Source organism: Paenibacillus sp. NPDC056933 (genome assembly GCF_042674385.1).
In the GTDB taxonomy this organism is placed as follows: Bacteria; Bacillota; Bacilli; order Paenibacillales; family Paenibacillaceae; genus Paenibacillus.
This window is the reverse complement of the sequence record NZ_JBHUQN010000001.1, coordinates 2,722,642-2,747,071: the sequence shown is the minus strand read 5'-3', so window position 1 is coordinate 2,747,071 and position 24,430 is coordinate 2,722,642. Positions and strand designations below refer to the sequence as shown.

Annotated in this window: 25 protein-coding genes and 6 pseudogenes; 8 read left to right on the top strand and 23 right to left on the bottom strand. The window is 47.7% G+C overall.

Annotation, left to right across the window (positions count from 1 at the left end; translation table 11 throughout):
• Nucleotide 1: 1 nt before the first annotated feature.
• The 4 genes and pseudogenes from ACFTRD_RS12250 to ACFTRD_RS12230 all read right to left on the bottom strand — a co-directional run.
• A complete protein-coding gene (locus ACFTRD_RS12250; protein ID WP_379380122.1) occupies nt 2-184 on the bottom strand; it encodes a DUF4358 domain-containing protein in 183 nt (60 codons plus the stop codon).
• 134 nt (nt 185-318) lie between these two features.
• Nucleotides 319-1,044: pseudogene (locus ACFTRD_RS32560) on the bottom strand (IS110 family transposase); the annotation flags it as partial.
• 205 nt (nt 1,045-1,249) lie between these two features.
• A complete protein-coding gene (locus tag ACFTRD_RS12235; protein ID WP_379380118.1) occupies nt 1,250-1,459 on the bottom strand; it encodes a hypothetical protein in 210 nt (69 codons plus the stop codon).
• A gap of 12 nt (nt 1,460-1,471) precedes the next feature.
• Nucleotides 1,472-1,761 (bottom strand): annotated as a pseudogene (locus ACFTRD_RS12230) (N-acetyltransferase family protein); the annotation flags it as partial.
• Between the two features lie 764 nt (nt 1,762-2,525).
• Between ACFTRD_RS12230 and ACFTRD_RS12225 the strand changes: the two are divergent.
• Nucleotides 2,526-2,723 (top strand): annotated as a pseudogene (locus tag ACFTRD_RS12225) (sterol desaturase family protein); the annotation flags it as partial.
• A gap of 85 nt (nt 2,724-2,808) precedes the next feature.
• Here ACFTRD_RS12225 and ACFTRD_RS12220 read toward each other — a convergent pair.
• From ACFTRD_RS12220 to aiiA, 5 genes are all read right to left on the bottom strand, one after another.
• Entirely contained in the window at nt 2,809-3,426 is a 618-nt protein-coding gene (locus ACFTRD_RS12220) for a TetR/AcrR family transcriptional regulator (RefSeq protein ID WP_379380116.1), read from the bottom strand.
• Nucleotides 3,427-3,577: 151 nt separating this feature from the next.
• Nucleotides 3,578-3,769 carry a hypothetical protein gene (locus ACFTRD_RS12215; protein WP_379380114.1) on the bottom strand — a complete coding sequence of 64 codons (192 nt, stop codon included), beginning with the start codon at nt 3,767-3,769 and terminating at the stop codon, nt 3,578-3,580.
• Between the two features lie 29 nt (nt 3,770-3,798).
• A complete protein-coding gene (locus ACFTRD_RS12210) occupies nt 3,799-5,187 on the bottom strand; it encodes an amidase (protein ID WP_379380112.1) in 1,389 nt (462 codons plus the stop codon).
• A 45-nt stretch (nt 5,188-5,232) separates the two neighbouring features.
• Nucleotides 5,233-6,555: an MFS transporter gene (locus ACFTRD_RS12205; protein WP_379380110.1), complete on the bottom strand. Its 1,323-nt coding sequence runs from the start codon at nt 6,553-6,555 to the stop codon at nt 5,233-5,235.
• A 14-nt stretch (nt 6,556-6,569) separates the two neighbouring features.
• A complete protein-coding gene (aiiA, locus tag ACFTRD_RS12200; protein ID WP_379380108.1) occupies nt 6,570-7,328 on the bottom strand; it encodes a quorum-quenching N-acyl homoserine lactonase AiiA in 759 nt (252 codons plus the stop codon).
• Nucleotides 7,329-7,480: 152 nt separating this feature from the next.
• On the opposite strand from aiiA, the pseudogene ACFTRD_RS32555 reads away from it, so the two are divergent.
• The 4 genes and pseudogenes from ACFTRD_RS32555 to ACFTRD_RS12185 all read left to right on the top strand — a co-directional run.
• Nucleotides 7,481-7,555 (top strand): annotated as a pseudogene (locus ACFTRD_RS32555) (transposase); the annotation flags it as partial.
• Between the two features lie 171 nt (nt 7,556-7,726).
• On the top strand, nt 7,727-8,326 hold the full coding sequence (locus tag ACFTRD_RS12195; protein WP_483875043.1) for a DUF4158 domain-containing protein: 600 nt from the start codon (nt 7,727-7,729) through the stop codon (nt 8,324-8,326).
• 45 nt (nt 8,327-8,371) lie between these two features.
• Nucleotides 8,372-9,120 (top strand): annotated as a pseudogene (locus tag ACFTRD_RS12190) (Tn3 family transposase); the annotation flags it as partial.
• Nucleotides 9,121-9,149: 29 nt separating this feature from the next.
• Nucleotides 9,150-9,623: a tyrosine-type recombinase/integrase gene (locus ACFTRD_RS12185; protein WP_379380104.1), complete on the top strand. Its 474-nt coding sequence runs from the start codon at nt 9,150-9,152 to the stop codon at nt 9,621-9,623.
• A 301-nt stretch (nt 9,624-9,924) separates the two neighbouring features.
• Here the strand turns inward: ACFTRD_RS12185 and map (ACFTRD_RS12180) are convergent, their stop codons facing one another.
• The 6 genes from map (ACFTRD_RS12180) to ACFTRD_RS12155 form a co-directional block, all read right to left on the bottom strand.
• Entirely contained in the window at nt 9,925-10,671 is a 747-nt protein-coding gene (gene map, locus ACFTRD_RS12180; protein WP_379380102.1) for a type I methionyl aminopeptidase, read from the bottom strand.
• 25 nt (nt 10,672-10,696) lie between these two features.
• Nucleotides 10,697-11,392, bottom strand: coding sequence for a TetR/AcrR family transcriptional regulator (locus tag ACFTRD_RS12175; protein WP_379380100.1), 696 nt, complete (start codon nt 11,390-11,392; stop codon nt 10,697-10,699).
• Between the two features lie 341 nt (nt 11,393-11,733).
• Nucleotides 11,734-12,474, bottom strand: a complete 741-nt coding sequence (gene map / locus ACFTRD_RS12170; RefSeq protein WP_379380098.1) for a type I methionyl aminopeptidase — start codon at nt 12,472-12,474, stop codon at nt 11,734-11,736.
• Between the two features lie 300 nt (nt 12,475-12,774).
• Nucleotides 12,775-13,293: a hypothetical protein gene (locus tag ACFTRD_RS12165; protein WP_379380096.1), complete on the bottom strand. Its 519-nt coding sequence runs from the start codon at nt 13,291-13,293 to the stop codon at nt 12,775-12,777.
• Nucleotides 13,294-13,490: 197 nt separating this feature from the next.
• A complete protein-coding gene (locus ACFTRD_RS12160) occupies nt 13,491-13,844 on the bottom strand; it encodes a VOC family protein (protein WP_379380094.1) in 354 nt (117 codons plus the stop codon).
• Nucleotides 13,845-14,033: 189 nt separating this feature from the next.
• Nucleotides 14,034-14,744, bottom strand: coding sequence for an SDR family NAD(P)-dependent oxidoreductase (locus tag ACFTRD_RS12155; RefSeq protein WP_379380092.1), 711 nt, complete (start codon nt 14,742-14,744; stop codon nt 14,034-14,036).
• 102 nt (nt 14,745-14,846) lie between these two features.
• Between ACFTRD_RS12155 and ACFTRD_RS12150 the strand changes: the two genes are divergently transcribed.
• Nucleotides 14,847-15,206, top strand: a complete 360-nt coding sequence (locus ACFTRD_RS12150) for a MerR family transcriptional regulator (protein WP_379380089.1) — start codon at nt 14,847-14,849, stop codon at nt 15,204-15,206.
• 222 nt (nt 15,207-15,428) lie between these two features.
• Here ACFTRD_RS12150 and ACFTRD_RS12145 read toward each other — a convergent pair whose 3' ends face one another.
• The 8 genes from ACFTRD_RS12145 to ACFTRD_RS12110 are packed head-to-tail and all read right to left on the bottom strand — an operon-like array spanning nt 15,429 to nt 22,748.
• A complete protein-coding gene (locus tag ACFTRD_RS12145; RefSeq protein WP_379380087.1) occupies nt 15,429-16,268 on the bottom strand; it encodes an ABC transporter permease in 840 nt (279 codons plus the stop codon).
• On the bottom strand, nt 16,265-17,428 hold the full coding sequence (locus ACFTRD_RS12140) for an extracellular solute-binding protein (RefSeq protein ID WP_192267231.1): 1,164 nt from the start codon (nt 17,426-17,428) through the stop codon (nt 16,265-16,267). The genes ACFTRD_RS12145 and ACFTRD_RS12140 overlap by 4 nt, the downstream gene beginning before the upstream one ends.
• 14 nt (nt 17,429-17,442) lie before the next feature.
• Nucleotides 17,443-18,483 (bottom strand): ABC transporter ATP-binding protein, encoded by a 1,041-nt coding sequence (locus tag ACFTRD_RS12135; RefSeq protein ID WP_379380084.1) that lies wholly within the window; start codon nt 18,481-18,483, stop codon nt 17,443-17,445.
• A gap of 42 nt (nt 18,484-18,525) precedes the next feature.
• Complete coding sequence (locus tag ACFTRD_RS12130; RefSeq protein ID WP_379380082.1) at nt 18,526-19,350, bottom strand: ABC transporter permease; 825 nt, start codon at nt 19,348-19,350, stop codon at nt 18,526-18,528.
• Complete coding sequence (locus ACFTRD_RS12125) at nt 19,326-20,390, bottom strand: LacI family DNA-binding transcriptional regulator (protein WP_379380080.1); 1,065 nt, start codon at nt 20,388-20,390, stop codon at nt 19,326-19,328. The genes ACFTRD_RS12130 and ACFTRD_RS12125 overlap by 25 nt, the downstream gene beginning before the upstream one ends.
• A complete protein-coding gene (locus ACFTRD_RS12120; RefSeq protein ID WP_379380078.1) occupies nt 20,375-21,127 on the bottom strand; it encodes a glycerophosphodiester phosphodiesterase in 753 nt (250 codons plus the stop codon). The genes ACFTRD_RS12125 and ACFTRD_RS12120 overlap by 16 nt, the downstream gene beginning before the upstream one ends.
• On the bottom strand, nt 21,124-22,287 hold the full coding sequence (locus ACFTRD_RS12115; protein WP_379380076.1) for a CehA/McbA family metallohydrolase: 1,164 nt from the start codon (nt 22,285-22,287) through the stop codon (nt 21,124-21,126). The genes ACFTRD_RS12120 and ACFTRD_RS12115 overlap by 4 nt, the downstream gene beginning before the upstream one ends.
• Nucleotides 22,197-22,748, bottom strand: a complete 552-nt coding sequence (locus ACFTRD_RS12110; RefSeq protein ID WP_379380074.1) for a hypothetical protein — start codon at nt 22,746-22,748, stop codon at nt 22,197-22,199. The genes ACFTRD_RS12115 and ACFTRD_RS12110 overlap by 91 nt, the downstream gene beginning before the upstream one ends.
• 273 nt (nt 22,749-23,021) lie before the next feature.
• Here ACFTRD_RS12110 and ACFTRD_RS12105 point away from each other — a divergent pair, with 273 nt between their 5' ends.
• Nucleotides 23,022-23,903, top strand: coding sequence for a helix-turn-helix transcriptional regulator (locus ACFTRD_RS12105; RefSeq protein ID WP_379380072.1), 882 nt, complete (start codon nt 23,022-23,024; stop codon nt 23,901-23,903).
• A 56-nt stretch (nt 23,904-23,959) separates the two neighbouring features.
• Nucleotides 23,960-24,297, top strand: a pseudogene (locus ACFTRD_RS12100) (cupin domain-containing protein).
• Nucleotides 24,298-24,430 lie beyond the last annotated feature (133 nt).

The window sequence follows — 24,430 nt, the reverse complement described above, 5'->3', positions numbered from 1 at the left end:
TCTAAACTAAGGTTTGCGCCTCAATTCGTTTCTGAACCTTCTCTTTGACAACATCGACCTGATTGATGTCTTTTACTTTCAGTACCAAAAGCTCATCTGCCTTCACATTAGAAGAAGCAGTGAACAGAACGAAATCTTCAACCTGTTCAGGAGCAATCTGGTAGAGCTTTTGCAACTTCGTCATATCGCCTTGGTTCATTTCTTCTAGCTGAACTGTTTGTTTGATGTGTTCTCCAACCTCTGCCGCTGTATGAATCGAGGTATGGTTCTTCTGTATTCGAGCATCCAGTTAACCCGCCTAATAAGATTGTCCAAAAAAGTAACTGGGATTTGTGCAAGCAATGCTTCCACTTGCATCATGATTTCTTCAAGCTGTCTCGAAAAATAACCCATACTGCTCCAGTAAGGTTCTAAGCTCGATTTTCGCTGCAGTCAGTCCTTCGGTAAGCCCAATCGAGTTGGTGGCAGCTTGACGGAGCTGCGCTGCGCGTTTGGAGCCAATCGCTCGCTTCACGTCTTCCTTCCATCGGTGCACGATTGCACTCGCGCCAAGTAATACGATCTTCTGCGGAGTCGGAAATTCACGAAGTGTGATAAGCGAGGCCTTGCCTTCCCAATCTTTAAACACCAGGCTGTACTCCGGAAAAAAGCGATCCAGCCAGTTTTGGATACGCCGTTGGACTTGACCGAAATTCACCATCACCTTTTCTCGAAGGTTCATGAGTCGGCATAAACGCTCGTAGGCAATGTAGGCTCGCTGTACTTGCCATTACGAACTAAATCGGCAATGAGTCTAGCATCCTTGTAATCATTCTTCGTCGGTGAATTGTCTTCCAGTTCTTTGCTTTTATTAACGTGATGTGGATTTACGATAACCATTTTGATGTTTTCTCGATGCAGAAATTCGGCCTGTGGAAACCAGTAGTGTCCGGTTGGCTCAATGCCCAAGATGACGTCCGTCTTGGCGTATTGCTGTTGAATCTCCTTCATCCACGAAACGAGTTTCGTCAGGCCAGCTAGTGGAGTACCTCCTGTATGGGTAATTGTTCTTTGGTGGAACGTTTCCCAGTTTACAGAAGGTGCTTTTTTTATTCAAACCCCAAATTCATTCTTTACAGGAATGGCTCCTTTTATGGAGTAATGTTTACGTCAACAGACATCAATTTCGTCAATAAAGATAATACTAATCTTGCATGAAAACATGAAAAAAGGCAGCCATAATTGGCATGCCTAAAATGTACTGATTAACTTAACTACTTTTATTGTTGGATGAGTTCACCATACGCTTTTTCGAGTTTTGACGTGTATCTTTTCCATAAGCTTCTAAATTACCACGAAAAAGTCGATTCACTGTTTTTGACTTAGCATCATCAATATCACATTGAAAGACTAGCATAATATGCTTCAAGTATGCGTGAAAGTAATCTTTACTAAGTACACTTCCCCGATTCACTTTCATTCTTCCTCCTCCTCAAAGCAACTTTTCCATCGCCATTAACATCAATACCCTGGTTTTTGAAAACGCCTACCTCGCGATAACCAGCTGTTTTGTATAGTCTTTGACCAAGTCCGTTAAAAGAGAACGTGGAAAATACAATCTTTTGAAAATGGTTGGATCTCGCGATTTCTTCTAATTTCGAGAAGAGCTTTTCCCATACCTATTCCCCTGTGTGAGCGTTCGATATAGATGGATAGATCGGCAACACCATCATAAGCAGCTCGATGAGAATATCGATTCAGAGATGCCCATCCTGCGATCTCGTTGTTTAGCATTTTCCTTTTTGTACCGCTGTAAGGCGACATCGCCAGTGCCTTATCGTTCGATGCAGCGATCGGCGTATTCATGTTGTCGATTGCATGCTACTGCCACTGTCTGGCTTTAAGACAAGAGCGCGGATAACCATCCGATGGGTGTTTTGTTTGTTCCGATCGTCATATATTCATACGCTGTGGAGACGATCCAACATTTTCGAGGAATTAACCTGCGGCTCACGCAACTTGGTTCAAACCTCGATATGATCGCGGGAATGGTATTTGGACTAGCATCCTTCGTTCTTATTATCGTGACGACCGTTGTTGCCGTTCCTTTTTTCGCCGAAGCCTTTTGGTTAAACGGCCGCTTCTGAGCTATTCATTTTTGTCGGTGACAATTGCCTTTGCGGCCGGCTTGTGGATGATCGTCCTGAACGGGCGGCAATATCATCGTCCTGCACGGCCTTGGTTTTCATGCTCTACAGTTTTGCCTTTTCTCGGCTGGCTTCTGGAGCGTTTAGGGGCCGGAACCCGGCGTGCGCAAATGCTTCTTCATTTAGGAAGCGCTGCTTGGATCGCAGACTGCCGCGGGCACCGAACTGTTTTTAGGTTCATAGGCAGGTATGAATTAACAAAACATAAAATCGAGTACCCTTTCAGGGGATTTTGTACGTAATGTCCAATAAAAAGCCGGTTTTTCCTGAGTTAAAGGAATTACTGGTATCTGTTGGGTAATAAAGTAACCCTACAATCGTTACTACTATTATATACGATACGTAGCGCATCGTCCGATCCAGCCTATAACAACATGGGGAAAATGGATGAAAAAAGTGCACTTATGGCATCATTTTAAAAACGAACATTATTGGTACAGGGTAACGCACCCTGTGTACGACGTGCTTATGGGCACATTTCGAGATCCAAAAGACGTGGAAAAAAGTGCAACTGTGCGTGATCTGGAGCAACGGGGAAAAGTGAATAGCGGCAACGCCTTCTCCTTCGTCATTGTAAGCTGCGTAGTTCTGCATGTTGTGTGGCTTTGGGCCAGCCCCTCAATTAATGTCTATGAGCTTTTAAACCTTCGATAAATATGCGTTGTAAACCATCAAGAACTCGTTGGCTCGTAAAGCCTTCATCTTGGAGATGGTAATCGATATTGTGAAGCACGGCCAGCAGGGCTTCAATGGTATATGGAATGTCCACCCCGGATACGTCTCCCCGTTCAACCGCCTCATTTAGCAGATTTCTGCTTATATTGCGCATCCATTGACATAACGGAGATTGTAACGGACGATGCCCGGTTGAGGCCCGACTGACCTCACAGAGCCAAGGAACTTTCGCCTCTAAAAAAGAAACATATCTTACGATTACATGGTAAAGCCGGTCCAAGGGAGCGGTTTCTGGGGATTGATCAAGAAATGTTTGAACTTCATCAAACAGGGGTTGGTATTCTTCATACGCGATCTCCTGACATATATCACCCTTATCCGAGTAGCGGCGGTATAGGCTTGCTTGTCCTACTCCAGCAGTCTTCGCAATCTGATGCATATTGACATTGTCAACACCGTTTTTGATAAAAAGTTCTCTAGCAGACGCCAAAATTCGTCTTCGGTTTAACTCCTCTCTGGGAATTTTCAGCGAGGCAGATTGCGATTCTGAATTCACTATAAACATCTCCCTTTAGCATTAATTTAACTGTTAATTAAAGCGAAAAACGGACAAAATGTCCGTTTTTGTGTATGGGACATGTTGTCCGTTAATCATATTATAATACATTTCGTGAAAAATTAAAAATACATTCATTCGGGTGAACGATGAACCTTTTTTATTTCTTGGTATAGTGGTTTTTGTAAATTGGAGATAAATGCGGTTCAATGTTCGTCAGGTCCAGCTCCTTCAAACTTGCGATCGTAGGAATAAACTGCTCGTACGCTTTTTTGTTACCGCTCGTCGCATCTGATCCGGTTTCGGTCGATGCTTTCCTGTTAACTTCAGAGTTAAGCTGCTTCTGTTCCATAGATTACCCTCCATCAAATTTAGTCAGGCTTACAAATCCGGATGTCTCTTGTGCCATTCAGTATTCATTTCATAAGTATTGCCGATACCTAGTACTGTCGCTTCTTCGAAGGGGCGGCCAATCAATTGCATATTAATCGGCAGACCGGAAGGTGAGAAACCGCAAGGCATACTCAGGCTAGGCAAGCCAGTCAAATTGGTAGGAACCGTAAGTGAGTTCAATCTGAATACACTAGCACTATCATCTGCGCGCGGCGCAGTGATAGGTGTTGCTGGCGTCAACAAGATGTCGATTCCGGACAATGCATTCAAAAAATCATTGACAATTAGCTGCCGGGCCCGCTGAGACTGGAGGTAAATGGAAGCCGGAATATCTCTGCTGCTTTCAAGAAACATTCGGACGTCGGGTCCATACTGTTCGAATTCAGTCTCAAGCCACTTCTCGTGGTTCGAGTACATTTCCGTCATCATAATGGCCATCGTCGCGCTTTTAACATGTTTGATCAGGGGCAGGCTAACTTCGATGATTTCCGCTCCCAGTTCTCGGAATTTATTGATAGCGGCCTTCATCGCAGCTTCCACTTCCGGCATCAAATCCTCGTAATAGTAGCTTGTCGGCAATCCGATACGTACACCCCTGAGACCATTCGGATACATCTTGATACCTGGCGCAGGCAGATCGACCGTCGATTCATCCTTCGGATCGAAGCCTGACATCACATCCAAGCACAGGGACGCATCCATGACGCTTCGGGTCAACGGACCCGAGTGGTCCAATGACCAGGCCATTGGAATGATACCATACCGGCTGACCCGACCGTACGTCGGCTTCATTCCTACGACGCCGCACAATGCGGCGGGTATGCGGATCGATCCTCCGGTATCCGAGCCTGTTCCCAGATAAGTAAGTCCAGCCGCCAAAGCAGAAGCCGAGCCGCCGCTTGAACCTCCCGGTACAAGTTCAGTGTTCCACGGATTGAGGCAAGGACCGAAGTGCGGGCTAGTTGTTGTCAATCCCGCAGCGAACTCGTGAGTCTGTACTTTGCCTAGCAGAACTGTTCCAGCCTCATGTAGCTTAGTTGCAACCGTCGAATCGTAATCGGGGACGAAGCTGTTTAGTATTTTTGAACCGGCAGTTGTTCGGATCCCTTTAGTGTAATATAGATCCTTATGAACGATGGGAATCCCGTGAAGGGGCCCTTTGTACCGACCATGCATAATATCGCGTTCCGTTTGCTTCGCTTGTTCAACCGCCAGCTCGGCCGTTTGGGTAACGAAAACGTTCAGTTTCGGATTCAAACGTTCGATGCGATGAAGTGCATGTTCCGTAATCTCTACCGGGGATATTTTCCTTGTCCGGATCCCATCGGCTAGCTCATGAATAGCAGCAAAGGACAGTTGGGAATTTAATTTACTCATCTATTCATCCTCCCTATCTTTCGGACACGTCGTCCGTCTACCAAACTAATTACCATAGATTCCGCTAGGATTTGTTTTTCTTGCGAATAAGTATGTCAGGATTGCCAACAGGGCAATGGTAAAATATACAACAGAAAAAGGTATCTTTAGATCTATCAGTCGTCCGACCAGCGCAGGGCCGAATGCTCCGCCTAGCAGATAGGCCAGTGTGAAAATACCCATCCCCACACCCAGCTCAGCCGAACGGAGTGTCGTCGAAACTAAATTGCTGCTAGAGGTGAGGACACCGTTAAATCCAATCATAAGCATAATGATCAACAAAGCGTCGATCCATGGCGGCAAATGTACGGATACACCCAGTAGTATAAATCCGCCGATGACAAGACTTTGCGATATGACAAGCACGCGAGAGCTTCCGAAACGATCTGTCCAACCTCCGATCCGGGATCCGAGCAAGGCTGCACAGGCGGCACCTGGAAGCATCAGCAGACCGATTTTGCTAGTCGGTAAATGAAAGGAATTCTTCATCATGACAGGAAGAGTAAAGGTTAACCCCGTGTTGCATACGAAGGTAAGAAATCCAATTCCTAGAATCCGTCGGTAAGGAACATTTTTCATGAAAGATGCATCGATAAATGGATGTTCTTTTTTCTGAATATGAGTACCGAACCATAGAAGAACTGCTGCTCCTGCAATGAGCATAAACCAATAGTTAGTAACCCCTAGCAATACAAACGCCAGTCCGGTGGAGAACAAAACAGCTCCGAGAATATCGAATGAACTGCGGTCGTGTTTCTTGCTTGGAACATATTTGAATACCAAAGGGATAACAAATAGGCTTAGACTGGACACGATGAACAAAGCGCGCCAGCCAAAGTATTGCTCCACGAAACCGCCGAACACAGGCCCGAAGCCGGAAGCAAAGGCAATTGTGGCGGACAACGTTCCCAGTACCCGTCCCTTGACGGCAGGCTTAAAATATAGGGTTACTGCCGCATAAGACAGGGGCGAGATGGACGAAGCCCCTGCTGCTTGCATTAATCTCCCAATAATGACTTGCAAGTATGAAGCTGCAAAGAAGCCGATCATAGAGCCGAAAGCAAAAAGGATTAAACCAATGACATACAGCTGACGGAAGGAAAAGGACTCCGTTAACTTGCCGTAAGTACCGGCGCCGATGGCCATCAAAATGCTATATCCGACCATGACCCAGCTTACTTGCGAGGAGGTCAGAGCAAAGTCAGCGGAAATCGACGGTATAGCCAAGTTAAACATGGTCATATTGATGTTTCCGAAAATAATGAGTAAGCAAAGTGTCCCCATTAATTTCCGCTCATTACCGGATAAAGCCATTGATTGAGTATCCATAGCCTATTCCTCCATTACAGGAAGTCAGGAAAGGTGTGGCATGTTTGCGCTTGATCTCTATCGTGTCCCAAGAAAACATAGGACGGCCGAACATCCTCAATCAACTCCTGCATGCGAGTAATCGATTTGGCAGCCATCTCTTGATCGAATGTCAAGAACGGTACGCTACTCTCGAAGTTCTCCCGAGTATAAGCAACATCAATCGTCAGAAGCACTGGACCCGACTTTTCCGTTGTGACGAGGACTGATTGATGGCCAGGGGAATGACCTGGAGTAAAGAAAATTTGAACCCCCGGCATCAATTCATGGTCACCATCAATGATTTGATATTGTAAATCGGGCAGCCTGCACTCTAAAGGAGAGTAATCCTCATTACCTATGGCCGCATCATACTCTGCCCTTTGAATAAGGATCGGCGTATTGCGGAAATGCCCGTTTCCCCCAGAATGATCCAAGTGTAAATGAGAGCTAATGACCATCTGAATATCGTCAGGTCGATAACCGACACGCTTTAACACATTCACGATCGAATCGCCTTCTGACATGTTGGGGACGACGCGCCCTTCACGTCTAGTCCCCTTGTAGTAATCCGGATTGTTGATAAAAGCATCGGGCATTCCCGTATCGATAAGTATTGGTCCGCTGGTCGTTTCCAACAGAAAGGACCACACAGGCATTCCGACTAATTTTCCGGGGGCAAGGGTTCGATTAACTGCCGATTGATCTAGGAAACATTCACCTACAGGTAAAAAATACAGCTTCTTGACATACATCCCAATTTCACCCTTCATATTATAAATTCGGACAACTTGTCCGTTTTGTTTTTTGATTATATCGGACAAGTTGTCCGGTGTCAATTCGTCATCAGAAAATAAGGCCGATCATTTTGCTAAGGTATTTTTTATGTTTGTCAACATTTCTATATTATGCGAAAGGCATGACCACTAGAGATATTCATGATCACTTAAATCAACTCTACGGAATCGACATATCCCCAAGCTTTACACTGCTCGAAGAAGAGCCGGTTTACAAGGAAGGGATTACCCCTGACATCGCCGGTCGAATTGCGGCAAGCGGTCAGCTTTTTGACACCGTTCGCCTTGCGGAAAAACGATTCCCCAAAAATAGCAAAAAGTCTGCTGGATCGATTTGTCCAAACAGCCTTTTGGGAGTGAATTTCCTACTTTACTTGAATATTATTTTGTTGCATCCACAAAGCCTTACTTTGAATCAGCATCTACTACACTCTAAGTTCCGACTTTGTTTTAGTAAACGGAACTTAGGGTGTTTTATCTGTTTATTTGTACATTTTCCCAGTAAAGTTATACTGATCCTATCTGAACTGTTCCGATACTCACTCTTTCAATGTGAAGCCAGATTTCCCAGTCAAAAATTCGAAGTTTCAAAGGCAGTCATCAATTTTATTGCCAAGCAAGTCAATGTCCTACCAGAATTGTATGTCCAATACGATTGGTCCGGTAGGTCGATTACGTACCATCGGACACAAATCCGGGAGTTCTTTGGGTTCCGTGAGGGTACCATTCAGGATGCACAGGAAATGATTGTTTGGCTGAACAAGCACGTCCTTTACCACGATCATGAATTTGAACATCTCAAAGAACATGTATATGGTCGATTCCGCGAGTTAAAAATTGTCCTTCCTCCCCAGACCGGATCGAACGACTCATTCGATCCGCTATTCACACCTTTGAAGATAATTTTTTCCAAGCCATTTATCAAAAACTACCTTCCACAACCCTGTTTAAGTTAGACTCCTTGATTGAAAGCATCTCCTATTTGGAAACCGATGACGAAGATCATGATTTACTGGCATGTGGAGAAAAACTCGACTTGCATCTACTCTCAGCTTAAATCATGTTCCTCTTCCGAGATTGCCACCATGATCGAAGGGCTGCTCCGGCATTGTACCGATATGGAAGTGGAGAAAAACTATGTGGATTCTCACGGCCAAAGCGAAGTAGCCTTTGCTTTTTGCCACCTACTGGGCTTTCATCTTATGCCGCGATAAAAGCGATCCATTCACAAAAGCTGTATCGTCCAGAGGCAGGAATGACAGATGCATACCCCCATCTACAACCGGTCCTGACACGCCCGATCAACTGGGAGCTGATCCGACAGCAGTATGAGCAAATGGTGAAATATGCTACAGCTCTACGTTTGGGAACCGCAGAAACGGAAGCCATTCTGAAACGATTCACACGGAATAACCTGAAGCATCCTACGTATCAAGCTTTAGGAGAGCTGGGAAAGGCAGTGAAAACCATCTTCCTTTGTAATTACCTACACGCTGAAGAGCTGCGCCGCGAAATCAACGAAGGGTTAAATGTTGTAGAAAACTGGAACTCGGCCAACAGCTTTATCTTCTATGGCAAAGGAGGAGAAATTGCGACCAATCGTATGGAAGATCAGGAAATGGCCGTTTTATCCCTGCATTTGTTACAAAACTGCTTGGTATACATCAACACAATCATGTTTCAAAATATTTTATCAGAGAGGAAATGGTTTGAACTGATGAGTCCAGAAGATTTCCAGGCACTAACCCCAGAGCAAAGAATTTTCAGGACATGATGATCGTGAAAACACTCATGTATACCGATGTCCGCGTCAGTGAATTAATCAACATCAAGCTGACGGATATCGATTTTCATTACTGCCAGATCCGGATTAATAAAGGTAAGGGCAGCAAGGATCGGATTGTTCCTTTCCCACAGACCTTTAAAGAGCTGCTGGCCATGCACGTCGATGTAATGAAAAAGAAACAGGCGGTCTATTTATTTGAATCCTCCTTGAAGAAAAAATATACGGATCGGGGAATCCGTAAGATTTTGGCCAAATATTCCGAGGAAGCCGGGCTAACTGAAAACCTATCCCCGCTCAAGCTGCGTCACTTTCTGTTGACCTGGCTAAAAAAGCAGGGCATCGATGACGCGCTCATACAACCATATTCCGGCCACGAAAGCCGTAAATCGCTGGAAGTGTATTCAAAGTTGGCGATCACCGATGCACAGTTTGAATACAACGAGGTTATCAATAAGTTCCCGATATAATTTCTGCTACTTTGCGGGTGGTATCAGCGACGCTGGTACTACCCCAACTGGCAAAGTTCTAAGCCATCTCCATAGATATTTGATTGATTAAAAATTTCTAAAACAAAAACTCCTCGACATGCGCCGAGAAGTTTCTTGACCATTCTTTATTAAAACCGATGGAGTGAAAAAGGGGAAATGTTATGTTCCGTTTTCCCTGATATAATCAACTCACTTAAAATTACAATTACGTCATAATGCATTGTAAGTTCCCCCTCCTTTTTGGTCATCTCGGATCACGGATTTCGTTCGCCTCTATTCTTTACTGGGCCGTTAAAATCAGCGGTCCGTCCGACGTGATTGCGATTGTATGCTCATATTGCGCCGACAACTTGCCGTCAGCTGTTCTCGCCGTCCATTGATCATCGTCGATCGTGATGCGGAACGTACCTTCATTGATCATCGGTTCAATCGTGAACACCATGCCTTCCTTTAACCGAATACCTTTACCGGCTACGCCGATATGCTCGTAGTTCGGCTCCTCGTGCAGGCTACGCCCGATCCCGTGCGCCAACAGATCGCGTACGACCGAAAATCCGTTTGCTTCCGCATGCTGTTGAATCGCTGATGTTATGTCGCCGAGCCGCCCACCGGGGAGCGCCTGGGCGATCCCCAGATCCAAGCATTCCTTGGTCACCTTCATTAATTTTTGCACTTCCGGCCGAACATTGCCCACCGCATAACTCATGCACGAATCGCCGAACCAGCCGCCATATTCCACGACGATGTCGAGCTTTACCAAGTCACCGTCCATAAGTGCCCGGTTCGACGGAATGCCGTGAGCCACCACATCATTGATCGAAATGCAGGTTTCGGCCGGGAAACCGTTATAGCCTTTCGTAAACTGCTTGCCGCCCAGCTTGGTGATGTGTCTGGCAACAAAGTCATTGATTTCCCGTGTCGTGATCCCAGGCTCGATCAGTTTGGTCACCTTGCGGTAACAGTCTGCAACGATTTGGCTTGCCGGCTTCATCTCTTCGATTTCCCTAGGTGATTTTAAAATGATCATCTTTGGTTGTACGCTCCCTATCCATTTATAATTTTAAAAATAGGACAATATCTCGGGCTTCCTCGTGCAGCTTTCCGCGGCGAAGCGAAAGCGAGGCGCAGCCGACCAATGCAGCCAGCAGCATTTCCGCGCGCTGTAGCCGATACAGCGCTGCTTCCGCGTTTCCGTTGGAAGTGGCCGCATGATCCACCGCAAGCCCGGTTTCCAGCAGCGTGGCAAACGGCACGATCACCTCCTGGTGAAAGGCGGCAGAGAGTGTGGTCGAGCGAGCTTCAGGCAGCGAGGAAAAGCCCTCAATGGCCAGCTTATGCAGCAGATATAGGGCGTGGTCTTCCGCCCAAATCTGCAGCAGCCGGACGCTGGCAACGGCGACGGGACCCAGCACTGAACCAGTGGTCGTTTCACGGCTGCCGCTTTTGAAATCCGCGGCAACCGATCCCAAATGTCCATCCACCGATGCCTCCCCCGAAGCCGAAGCACGCGGTTGCTCCAGCCAACCCGATGCCCGCTCCAACGCGTCCCACAGCAAATCGTGGAGTAAATCACCCTTATTGCTGTAATAATGATATACCGTACCATAGCCGAGTCCTGCCTGTGCGGCTACATCGCGAATTTCCAGTAAGGGCCCCTTCTTCAAAAACACATCGGCAGCTGCTCTACGGATTTGTGCCAGACGTCGCAGCCGGATCTCTTCGTTTTGTTCTTTTGTGCGTGGAGTCATCTCGTCTGTTCACCTCTTTTTTTTGACCTGCTATAATGTCAATATAAAACATCGGCTTGCAAATAACAAGCCATGACAGTACGATCTTTATTTCTTATAAGGAAAACTCATCGTAGTAACCTTTTAATAACGTCACATCGGTAACGAACAGTGTTTCTGTCAAGGTTATAAAACTAATTCCTGAGTTATTCTACAACACCTCTACATCAGAGAGATTTCCTGCTCTCCAACCGTACAACAGTTTTTATTCAGCAAGCCGAAGCGACGTACTCCGATATAACAAAACAAAAAAAGTCGCTACTAGAGCGACTTTCCATGGATTATGTTCTTGTCCTTCGACATTAAAGGGTAACAATAATCGGACCATTTTTAGTAAGAATTATGGTATGTTCCAATTGAGCTACATAACTTTTTTCTGTAGCAAAGGTCCAACCGTCCTCTTTTTGAAATACTTCTTCTTCCAAGGTCGAGATAAATGGTTCGAATGCGATAACCATACCTTCCTTCAATAACTCATCATCCGATGTATCATTATAATTATAAATGTGGTCAGGTGCTTCGTGTATTGCACGTCCAACACCATGTCCTGTAAGGTTTTTAATAACCGTTAATTCATGCTGTTTCGCTGTTAGGAATACCGCTTTTCCGATTCCACTTTTTTTGGAACCGGGTTTTGCTTTCTTAAGCCCAGCCTCAAATGCTTGTTTAACCACGGCGCATATTTTCGTTAGCACTTCCGCTCCTTCGCCTACTACAAACGAAATCCCTGTATCTGCGAAATAACTGTTTTTTGAACCAGAAACATCTATATTTACTAGATCCCCTTCTTGAATAATCCGATTCCCGGGAATACCATGTGCCACTTCTTCATTAACACTAATACAAGTATAGCCAGGAAAATTATATTCACTTTTTGGGGCTGAAACTGCGCCCTCTTTCTCAAAAAGCTCTCCGGCTATATCATCAAGTTCTTTAGTCGTTATGCCAGGAATGGTTCTTTGTACCAATTCATCTCTAATAGATGCGACAATTTTGCCAATTTCCTTCAAACCATTAAAGTCTTCTTCTGTTTTTGCAATCATTTTGTCTGACCTCACTATCTTTTATCATCAATTAAGACCTGTATAATCCACTTTTCGATGTTCTTTTTCTTTTCGATACAAAAACATCCCATTAGATAATCATATCCAAAGGTGCAAAGCTTCGCAACTTTTTTATAAACGTCGTGGCCAAGAACATCTAACAGACAGGTTGAGCTGTGTTTGCTCTTAGTGGAAATAAGGTGTCTGTTTATTAAGTAATCGGTATCGGAACAAGTCCTTATCCTTGCCTTCAAAAAAAAAGAAAGCCCCTTATGCCTTCAAAGGGGCTGAAACATCGGATCAGGCCTCTTCCTCTTCGGCCTGACTAGGCGGAGCCATCAGACCTTTGACGGCACCCATAAACGGATGAATGGACTTAATCATGCCGTAGCCCATTTTCACTACCGGCATAAATTGCTGGATCATGCCGAATAGCCGCATGCCGCCGCCAAGCATGCCCCCAACCGAAGCTGCACCGCCAAGTCCGCCAAACAGCGACCCCATCATGGGCAGAAAGGATGAAACCTGTGCGCGCGGCACGGGGCGCGAACGAGTATACGACTTGCGCGTGCCATTCACCCTTTTCCGGTTCTGAGAACGACCACCCTTGCTGCTTGAAAAAGCCTTTCGGTTGGAACGACGGGAACTGACCCCAGTTTTCACCGTTTGCGATACTTTTCCTCCCCCGGAAAGCACCACGCCTCCATTATTCACGTCAGTGATGTAACCGATGTATGTTTCACCACTATGAAGAGTCACGCAGACGGGCCGGGCCTCATACCGCTTTGCCTTTAGGCGTATTTCGTTGGTTTTAGCCATTGAATTTCACCTCGCTCCACTGATTTACTTCAGTTTACGCGATAACTGGACTGCTTGCCTGTGCGAATGGGACATCCGTGCGGTATTGACTATAGGTCAGTTCATCAAAAACAATGATACCTATATAACGCCTCCAATACATCCCCCTATCGGGGTGCTGAGCCGATCTGAAGGGGGAATGGCTTCCGACCGCAGATCTAGTGTCTATGAGCAAGGATGTTAATAAGTTTACCAAATGGATCGCGGACAAAGAATCGACGAACTCCCCAAGGCTCATCTGCAGGACCATATTCTATCGTGTATCCAGCACTCCTCATGCGTTCAAACACCTCATCGACATCATCAACTTCAATCGAAAGATCAGGCGTAGGTGTATTGGAGCCGCCTTGTGAAGCGAAACTTATTTGAACGTTCTCCTCCCCGAGCAAGCCATATGTCTCAATCCAACCATGATCCATTAATAAATCAAGTTCAAGCACTTCCTGATAAAAGCTTTTTGCTGCCGACGTATTCTGCGTATTAATATTGGTAACAATTCGTTTTACCCGCATGTTGAGACCCTCGATTCCAATAGTATACTTCCCCAATTCAGAAGAATCGCCTTTATTTTACATTATCATCTGGCATCACGTTATTCAATCTTCCAGCTAGCAAGTTGAACAAAAGCAGCCAATCATGTTCTGATCGGCTGCATCTTGTTTCTTAATCTATAAGCGTGCGGTTTTCAATATGGACTAATTTTACCAGGCGTAAATGCCTTTCTCATCCAAGAATTCACCATTATGATGTTTGCCATCTGTTGCATAGCCCACTATAATCGCAGCGGCGGCTTCTTTCGATTTGCCGCCTTCCGCATTACCGTTAAGATCTGTTGTTGTGAATCCGGGCGTTACCGCAAACACTTGAGCTTTGCTGCTTTTCAGTTCATAAGCCATCGAAACGGTCATGGCATTGTTGGCGGTTTTGGATGAGTTATAATCGAATGCGTTTAAAGCAAATCCTGCATTTTGCATATGATCCAGAGAAGCCATGTCGGTCGAGACATTGACGATTGTGCCTTCGTTGTTTTTAATCAACGGGAACAGACGCTGGTTCAAACGGAAGGTTCCAAAAAAGTTAACTTCGAAAGCGTTTCTCAGATCCTCCTCTTTGGTATCGGTAAAAGAACGAGAGAAAGCACCAGGCATACCCGCATTGTTGATTAGAAGTGTTAAGTTCGGATAATTCTGGGTAATCGCAGTGGCTGCCTGTTCGATGGTTTTTAATTCACCCATGTCGATTTGTACAAATTCTATGTCCAACCCTATGGAAGTTAACTCGGAAACAGCTGCTTCACCCCGTTCGGCGCTGCGTGCGCCAAGGACAACTTTCCAGCCGGCTTGACCTAACTGCTTTACGATTTCGAATCCGATTCCTTTATTGGCTCCTGTTACAAAAGCGGTCTTTTTCATGCGAATCCTTCTTTCTCTAATTTGATTTTCATTAACAATGTATAAATTACTATGCTACACTTAGTGTAGGTCAACAATAAATTTTGATAAAAGAGGGTTAGCATGTTAACGATTGGAGAAGTGGCAAAGAAAGTCGAGATCACGATCGGAGCGATCCGCTTTTACGAAAGAAAAGGATTGCTGAAACCTGCTGCGCGAAGCGAGCAGAATAACCGTCTTTATTCGGATGATGATCTGAATTGGCTGGTATTTATCAAATGTCTTCGTGAAACCGGTATGTGTGTGGAGGACATCAAAACGTATTATGACAAAGTAAATGAAGGCACCTCAACCCTGCCGGAAAGAACCAAACTGATACAAGATCAAAGGCAAAAGCTGTTGGCAGATATCGAGGAGAAAAAGGCACAGCTCGTTCATTTGGACAAAAAATTGGAGCGTTATTATCGTGGGGAAAATTATTAATATAAACCTTCCGAGTTTGTGGACCGTTCTCATACAACGTTCATGTATTTTCATCAAAAAAAGCGCTCCCTATAAAGGAGCGCTTTAGCTTTTTCAAAACCTTCCACAATCAAAATACTCCAACAGCAGAGGGGTAGTTCGTGGAGAGTCCAAGACATTCGCAAAAAGACGCGACCCTCCCAAATGCTTCTCATCACTCTGGCGTGCTGTTTACATCCCTGTTTAAATCTTTGCCTTCTCCTCCTCTGCCATCGACCGGATGTAGAAAGCACCCAGTACCGAGCAAAGAAGGAATGAGAAGAACGCGATCGCCGCGGCTTGTTCACGCTCCTGGAAGACGCTGAACACCTGCTGCATGGAGACACCCAGCATCTGCGGAGAGTTGGCTCCGATTAGGTAGGGCGCGGTGAACGAGCCAATGACTCCCATGAAGACAAAAGTCAGGGCTACAAGAAATGTCTTGTAAGACAGCGGGAAAATAAACCGTGTAAACAGTGTCAGTTTGCCAACACCCACGTCCTTTGCGCTCTCAATGATCGACGAAGGAATGCCCGACAATGCGGAACTGAGCAGCATCGTCGTAAATGGAATGTTGAACCATAGGTTCGCGATGATGATTCCTTTTTCGTCAAAAATGATGCGTGGTAGCGTGATTCCTACCACCTCAAGCATACGGGCAAGCCAGCCGTGGTTGCCAAGCAGGTTGATCAGGCCGTAGGTGGCAATGACGCCAGGGATGAACAGCGGGATCATGTACGTTTTACGAATCAGATTGACTATTGGCCCCTGGTTGAAGCGCATGTAAATCGCCAGCGTATAGCTGACCAATATCACCGCAACACACGTAATGGCGGTCACTCGAAGCGTAAATACGATATTGCTCTGCATCCCCTTATCCGTGAACAGATACATATAGCGGCTCAGATCGTATCCACCCGAACCGTTGCTCAGGCTCATGATAAAGGATTGGATGATCGGGATAATGACGACGATCAACAGGATGGCGAAGGAGGGGAGCACCATCGCCAGACCCGTAATTGACTGTCTGGTTTCCTTACTCATTGCGCGGCAACGTCGCTCTGCCAGCGTTTGTTAATCTCTGTGCCCAGATCCCCGATGTTGAATGTGCGGAAGCCTTCGGCTACACCGTCGAACTTATTCTGCATATCCTGAGACATGTTGGAGAGCTCAATGCCCGGGAAGCCGTTCATTTTGTCAACAATGACTTCCTGCGCTTCGGGAGACAGAACGAAATTCAGGAATTCGTTGATCGCTTCCTTCTTGTCCGACTCCTGGTTGACCATCAGGTAAGTCGGTCCGCCGTTGAAGCCCGGCGTAATCTGCTGCATCTTGATCGTATCCGGCAGCAGGCCTTCGTTCAGCTGCTGCAGCACCATGTCCGACCAAGCCGGAATTAAGGATACTTCGCCGTTCATCAGCAAATCAAGCGTGCCCTGGTTTTTCTTCGGATAGATGCCCTTTCCGTAGACATACGGTCCAAGCTCTTTGATGGTGCTGAAGCCGCTATCCCACTTCTCCATGATTGCCGGATCGGAGTTATGAATGTCTTCTTCCGGCAGATCCTTATAGACGATCGTCTGAACGAACGAGCTTCCGGAACCGCCCGTAGACGGGTCGTTATAGGCGAACTGCTCGGGGTTGGCTTTGATCCACTTCAGCAGCTCGTCCAGTGTAGTTGGCGGATTAGAGATTTTGCTACTGTCATAGGCCAGAACCACGGCAGACGAACGATACGGAATCGCGAAGTTATCCACATCCTTCATCGTGTCCGCGTTGACTTTGCTCAGGTTCGGGACGTCCTTCTCATTCAGTTGCGCCCAGATACCATCCTTCGTACCCTGCGCGACGGAGGTGATGCCGTCCTCGTACAGGTCGATCCCTCCTGAGCCCTTGCCCGCCTTCTTAGCGGCCACGATCCGGTCGTAGGTCGGCTCAGCGCCGGTACCGGATGGGATGTAGACCAGATTCACGTCGATATCCGGATGCTGCTTCTCAAACATCGGCTCCAGGGAATCCCATAGGTCCTTGACGTTTTGCGAACCAGTAAAATAGAAGTTAAAAGATACCGGATCGCCTGATGCCGCAGCGTTCCCCCCGGTGGAGCTGCTTGTATTCTCGCTTCCGTTTCCACACCCAGCCAGCAGTGACATGGACAATCCCACAACAGTCAACAATGATACAAATGGCTTCTTCAAACGCATATCATTCATCCTCCTCAGTTCGATTCATCAACCGGAAATCCGGTCATTTTCGCTATCGAGATACCGACGTCTTTTCCTACCTGCAGCTGCTCAACGAATTCCTTATTCAGAAAAGCACGTATGATGCCGAAATCTAGCAGTTCCACGGTAACTTCCGCGTAATGTCCCAGAATCATCACCTGCTTGATCTTGCCTGCCAAAATACCTTCACCCATCGTAGTACCACTCACCTGAACGTCTTCTGGGCGAACCGCCGCCGTCACCTGGCCGCTTAAGCCCTTCTCGTTCGGCAGGCGGAGATTTCCAATGTGTATACTCTCCCCTTCCGCCACCCCCTTCAGGAAATTCATTTTCCCGATAAAACCGGCGACATATAGTGAAGCCGGCTCATCGTAAATCTTCTGCGGCTGAGCAATCTGCTCGATGTGCCCGTGATTCATGACAATAATACGATCAGATAACGACAGTGCTTCTTCCTGATCATGCGTGACGAAGACCATCGTGAGTCCGGTCTTCATTTGGATCTCACGCAGCTCCTCGCGCATTTCGTGCCGCAGCTTGGCGTCCAGCGCCGAGAAAGGCTCGTCCAACAGCAGTACCGCCGGGTTGAGCAGCAGGGACCGAGCCAGCGCAACCCGCTGCTGCTGTCCGCCTGAAAGCTCGGCCGGATACTTCTTCCCGAAGCCCGACAGCCGGACCAGCTTGAGCGCATCCTCGACCGCCGTGCGGATCTCCGCCTTCGGCATTTTGCGAATCTTCAGGCCGAACGCCAGATTGTCGTATACCGACATATGCGACCACAGATTATAACTCTGGAACACCATTGAGGTCGGCCGTTTCTCCGGTGGAAGTTGAATGACACTCTTACCCTCGATCAAGATGTCACCGGAGTCCGGTTCGAGAAAACCGCCGATGCTCCGTAGCACGGTGGTTTTCCCGCACCCCGAAGGACCCAGAAGGGTGACCAGCTCGCCTTTTTCGATATCAATGTTGATGCCGCTGACCCCGTCACCGGTTTTGTAGCGCTTGGCTAACTCTCGTACAGACAACTGCATGCTTCTGCCTCCCTTTGCCCCGGTATGTAGACCGAAACATTTCTATTTCATTTGAAAACCACTCGCCAGCACGTCCGCGCTTACCAGCCGCTGGGCTGCCACCAGCAGGATGATGGTCGGCAGCGTCAGGATGATTGAGAATACAGCCCCGGCACTGCTCGGAAAGTCGGAAATAATGGAGTACATGACGATTGGCATCGTTTTGTAATCAGGAATGCCGACCAGGAACGTCCCCTGCGCTTCGTCGAGCGAATTGAGGAACGTGAAGATCGAAGCGACCAGGATGCCCGGCATCGCCATTGGAAGTGTGATGCTGCGGAACACTTTGAACGGGCTCGCCCCGACGTCCCGCGCCGATTCTTCCTGCGCTTGATGCACGTTACGGAAAGCGGAGGTTGGAATCCAGGTCATGAACATCAACACGTTGATCATATGGATTAGCACAACGCCAAGCAGCGTATTCATTAGTCCGATTCGGTAGAAAAGGACCGCGATGGAGACGTACAAGCCCATTTTCGGAAAGGCGTGCGTCAGCAGGAACGAAAACAGGAACATCCGCTTCAGCGGAAACTGGAGTCTTGCAAAGGCGTACGCTGCTGGAATGCAGACCACGATGGACAGCAGGGTCACCAGGGTGGCAATGAGGAACGACAGCGAGATCGACGAGACGATATCGTCCTTCGCCAGCACGAACTCCCACCATTTGAAGCCCCATACCTGGGGCAGAATTTCCGGATAATTCCATTTTTCGCTAAAGGCAAGCACAAGCAGGTTGACCAACGGACCCGCAAAAAAAACAGCGAACACGGTCAGCAGCACAAATTCAATAATTCTTCTCGGGCCTACGTGTTTCCAGTACCAAAACATGTCTCTTCCTCCTTGCTATTCGTCGATTGACGAACGATCACTTCGCTTTCGTATTCGATCAGGTGCGGCACGCTCCCCTCGCCGCTGATCAGACGGTCCAGAATGGATACCGCGTCTCGGCCGATTCCAGATGCATCCACGCTGACGGTAGTCAGTGACGGGTGATACATGTCGGCCACTTCGGTATTGTCATAACCCATAACAGACACTTCCTGCGGAATGCGGACGCCGCGCTCCAGCAGCACTTTCATGGCGCCCAGTGCGAGCATGTCATTGGTGCTGAACAGGGCGCTGTATCGTCCCTCCCGGAATGCCGCATAATGCGCCTCCATCAGCTTCCGGCCAGAATCGAAGCTGGATTCCGATGACTCGACGATGGTAAATCCGTCCTGGCCGGAACAAATACCGAGGGATTCCAGACGTTTGCGGAAGCCCCCCAGTCGCAGCGAGTGACTCCGATGCTCTCCGGGTCCGGCGATAATGAAGAATCTGCGATGTCCGCACGCGTACAGATGCTCTGCAGCCCGTTCTCCGCCAGCTTCGTCGTTACTCACGAGATGCACCACATCCGGATCTTCCGTCGATCCGTTCACCATCAGGTACGGAATATTGAAGTTTTTGACGTAGTCGATGACATTTTTCTGCAGCCGGCTAACCAGAATGAGTCCATCGACCCGCTGCTCCAGCATATAATCGGTGGAGCGCAGTGACATCTCCCGGTCGGTTTTCAGGAAGATCGAGTAGCCCAGCGCTTCAGCGGCCATCAGAATTTCGTCGATGATTCTGCCATACAGCGTGTGGGACACGATTGGCAGCCTGTCGCGAAAAACGATTACTCCGATGTTGTGCGTCCGCTTGGCGACCATCGCCCGGGCGACGGCGCTCGGCTTGTAGCGAAGCTGCTCGACCGCCTTGAGAACGCGTTCCCGAACTTCGGGACTCGCGTAGCCGTTTCCGGAGATGACCCGAGAAGCAGTCGATTTCGATACGCCGGCGAGCTGTGCCAGCTCCCGCAAACTATGATTCAGCTTATTGTCCAATCCCTATTCTCCTCTGCATACTCCATTTCTCCCCGGACGGCGATCAGCTTCCCCGGATCGCGGGTTGTTATCGAATTGACGCCCCACTGCGCAAGTCGCCGCATGTCGTCCGCCTCCCTAACCGTCCAGACGTAGAGATCCAAACCATACCGCCGCACGGCTTCCGCTAGTTCTGGCCGCACCACCTGATACGGCACGTTAAGCCCGAAGCAGCCGACTTCGCGGCCTTCTGCACATGCCTGAAACATGGCCTCGTCGTAGCGCAGACTTTGGAAGCTCTGAATGTTCACATTAAGCAGCCTGCGGATGTGCGGAGCATACCGACCGGCTTTGACCGCCATCCCGTATTCGCAGCCACTGAGGAACACCATCTCCGCCATACCCATCCGTTCAACCAGGACGGATACGGGCTCCAGAGCGCTGTCCGTTTTGATATCGAGATTCATGATTTTACCGGCTTCGCGGATCTGCTCAAGCACATCCTGAAGGGTCGGAATTGGTGCCGACATGCTGGCGTTCAACTCCTTCAGCGTTATTTCTGCAAGGCTGCCGCGGCTGCCGTCCGCCAAAGCAATATCGTCGTCGTGTGCAAGCACCGGTACGCCGTCCCGAGTCAACCGAATATCGTCTTCATAAATATCCGCGCCAAGTGTCAGGGCCGCCTGTAGCGACTCGAAAGAATGATCGGGATGACCCATGCAGCCGGTATGGGCCGTGATCAGTGGGAATTTGTTCATCGCGGGTACCCTCCTTCTTCGAAATAGATCGCGTTGGTAAAGGCGACACGTACATAAGCGCCCCGTACGGTTCCCCACAGCTCGGAGCGAATCCACCTGCGGGGAATATCAGGAGCAGACTGCGTTAGTTGGATTTCGAACTGCATCATCTGTCCGTCCGATGAAGAGGGGACTTCCAAGCTTAGTTCCTCGCCCAGATTGGAGCACAGCTTCAATCTGCAGATCTGTTTCGGCAGCGACCACAGTCCGGCGCGGACCGAGAAGTCCAGCGTCAAGTTCACCAAGATCGGCTGGGCTGCGGCTTCCTGTCTCTCGACGACCGATGGAACCGTGGAGCCGATTGGATAGTCTGCACCATCAGCGTTCAGCTTCAAGGTCAGTAGAGGACCTATCGTTACGGATGCGCGCCCTTCCCGCAGCGCCTGAATCAGTGTTTCTTCATGGATCGACAGGGCTGCCGCATCCCCGTTCTCTGCCACTGCGTCGTCCTCAATGCCCAGATACGTGACCGAGATTGGCTCGTCCGTCTCGCCCTGCGCGTGCCAGTCCCTGCCTGAAGTGGCTGCTATCCGATACCCTTCGTTCAGCTTGTCTGTCCACAGGTCAAATGCCCGCCGATTGTTCGTCTGGATGGAAGGGAACGTGCCGGACCAGACTTCGATATAATCGACGGCGGACCAATTTTCGATTTCGTATTCCCAGAAGCAACCGGTACAGGCCGGACTGCCGATGCGGAACGGATGCGCAAGCCCGGCGATTCCGCCGAGCCGATGCACGGCCTCAATACCCGCATCGATTCTATCCCGATCTACTTGACGCCAGTCGGCAAAAGCGCTCAAGCCTATCGTCACCATATGACCGTAAAAGGTCGTCCACTCCATGCCGGGAATAATTCGCAGTCCGTATTCCCGCTCGATTTCTTCTTTGCCAATCAGGCCGGACATCGTGTTGTGATCGGTCAGCGCGATGGCGTCGAAGCCCAGATTGGCCGCTCCTGCCGCCAGCTCCTCCAGTGTTTGGCTGCCGTCGCTGTGCAGCGTATGCGTATGCAGTTCGCAGGCGAGCCATTTCATATCGCGTCCTCCTCCGTCGTCCAGATTTGCAGGTGGTAATCGCAGGTATCCGTCACGATACAATGCAGGCTGAGTGTGACGCTCCAAGGTCCAGGAACCAGTTCGCCCGCCATCAGGCCGGGTGAAGCTTCTCGCTCTGATACGAACAGCTCCTGCAGCTCGTCTTGGCGGTGGCACGCTCCTCGGTATCCCCGCGCGTCGTCCAGGGAGAGTGTCATCAAATTTTTCAGGGGGAGATGTCGATCGGCGTTCTCCATTGCGTATTTCCGATTTTCCGGCAAAATATATAGGTCGTAACTATTCTTGAGTAGCTGTACCGCCTTCTCCCGATTCTCTAGCGTCTTCGGCGCATATTGTAATCGCAGGTTCAGCTTCCCACAGCCCTCGTCCAACTCAAAAGGAATGCGGATATGCGTTTTGGAATCCTCCGGAGATGCATATCCTTGTAGATCCAGCAGCTTCACTTGCGCCGCACCACCTTTCATTTTTCCGTTATCTTCATCATTTACGTTATGCACTTTTGGCTGAATGTGGGACCGTTCCCACATCTACTCCTTATGTTACGGGTGAAAAATCAGGTCCGTATTTGCATCGTGTTAATATTCTGTAAATGCAAAAAAGGCCGTGCTTCTATTAAAAGAAGTCAGGCCATCTTATCTTTTTATCGCTAGATTGTTATCGCACTGGCATATGAGAGGTATCCACCTTTCCGTAGCCCTTATTATTAAATATATTGACAATGATAATCGTTATCAATAATGTAGGTGTACACGATTAATCCCAGGATTATCGGCAAACTATGATTGAATTGAGGTACGCATGTGAAAATTGACGTTAATCAGTTAGCAGAGCATTTTGCACAAATTCCTTTTCAAGTAGAAGGAGTATATCGGTATGCTACCAATCCAGGGGTGCCTAACGCTGACTATACAGATTCTTTTCCTGGATTTGTGTTCCCACTTTCAGGCAAGATACAATTTCTATTTAATGGAATGCCTTATATTCTTTCGCCAGGAAAAGTGGTGCATGGTGGTGCAAAAATGAAATTGGATAAAAAAGTGTTTGATAACACCCACTGGGAATATATTCTTGTTTTATACCGAATATGTAACTCAGAATTAGAAGATTCAAGCTTTTCTCATCAGCATTTTGAATTATCAACGGGACAATCTCCTCGTCTTCTCGAATTAATTATGCGGCTTTGGCATGTGTATAATCAGCGTGGAGGCATTTCGATGTTTCAGACGGAAATGCTGTTTCGCGATGTACTGAATGAAGCCTTAATAGGTGTTGTGAATAGGCAAAGTAGCAGTGAATCACATGCTCTATTCGAACAGGTATCTAATTATATTCATGAATACTATCACCAAAGCCTTACGATAGCATCGCTCGCAGAACAATATAACGTCAATCGAAATCGACTTTCTTATGTATTTAGAAGTCATTCAGGCATGGGACCAGCAGAGTATATATTAAAATACCGTTTACACACGGCACAGAAAATGTTAATTACGAGCGATGTGCCCGTACAGCAAATTGCACAAACGGTTGGAATTGCAGACCCCTTTTATTTTAGTAGAGTGTTTAAGAAACAATTTAATTTTCCTCCTACTGAATATCGACAGGAGTTCATTAATAATCCATGCCAGCTTCAACAGGCATCCATTCTAACCCAAAAATTAAATCAGTATACTAATAGGTAGAAAGCCAAGGAAACATCATGTCGGACGTTTTAGTCCAAAAACAAGGAGGGATTATGATCCATTACCAAGCTATTAATCTGAGTGAGGAACTATCTAATTTAAAAGATCTTTGGTCTCCGAAATTCATTGGTGAAATGAATGATGATCAATTTAAGATCGTTAAGATTGCTGGTGATTTTGAATGGCACGTTCATGAAGTAACCGATAAGTTATTTTTCGTGCTCGAAGGGGAGATGATTATTGATTTTCGGGATGGTCAAGTGAAAATCTCCAAGGGTGAGATGTTTATTGTCCCGAGGGGACTGGAGATCAAACCTTCCGCCGAAAAGGAATGTCATATCATGTTGATGGAGCCAAAAGTGAAGTAAGCACTGGTGAGACTGAGTCCGAATAAAGTGAGACAATAGCTTAAAGACCACTCGGCATTCAGCATTCAGCCAGAGTGGTCTTGTTGTCTTACCAACGTTTGTACCCCCAGATACGCATTCATTAGATAATGTAAAATAACTGCTCGATCTACGTCAGCC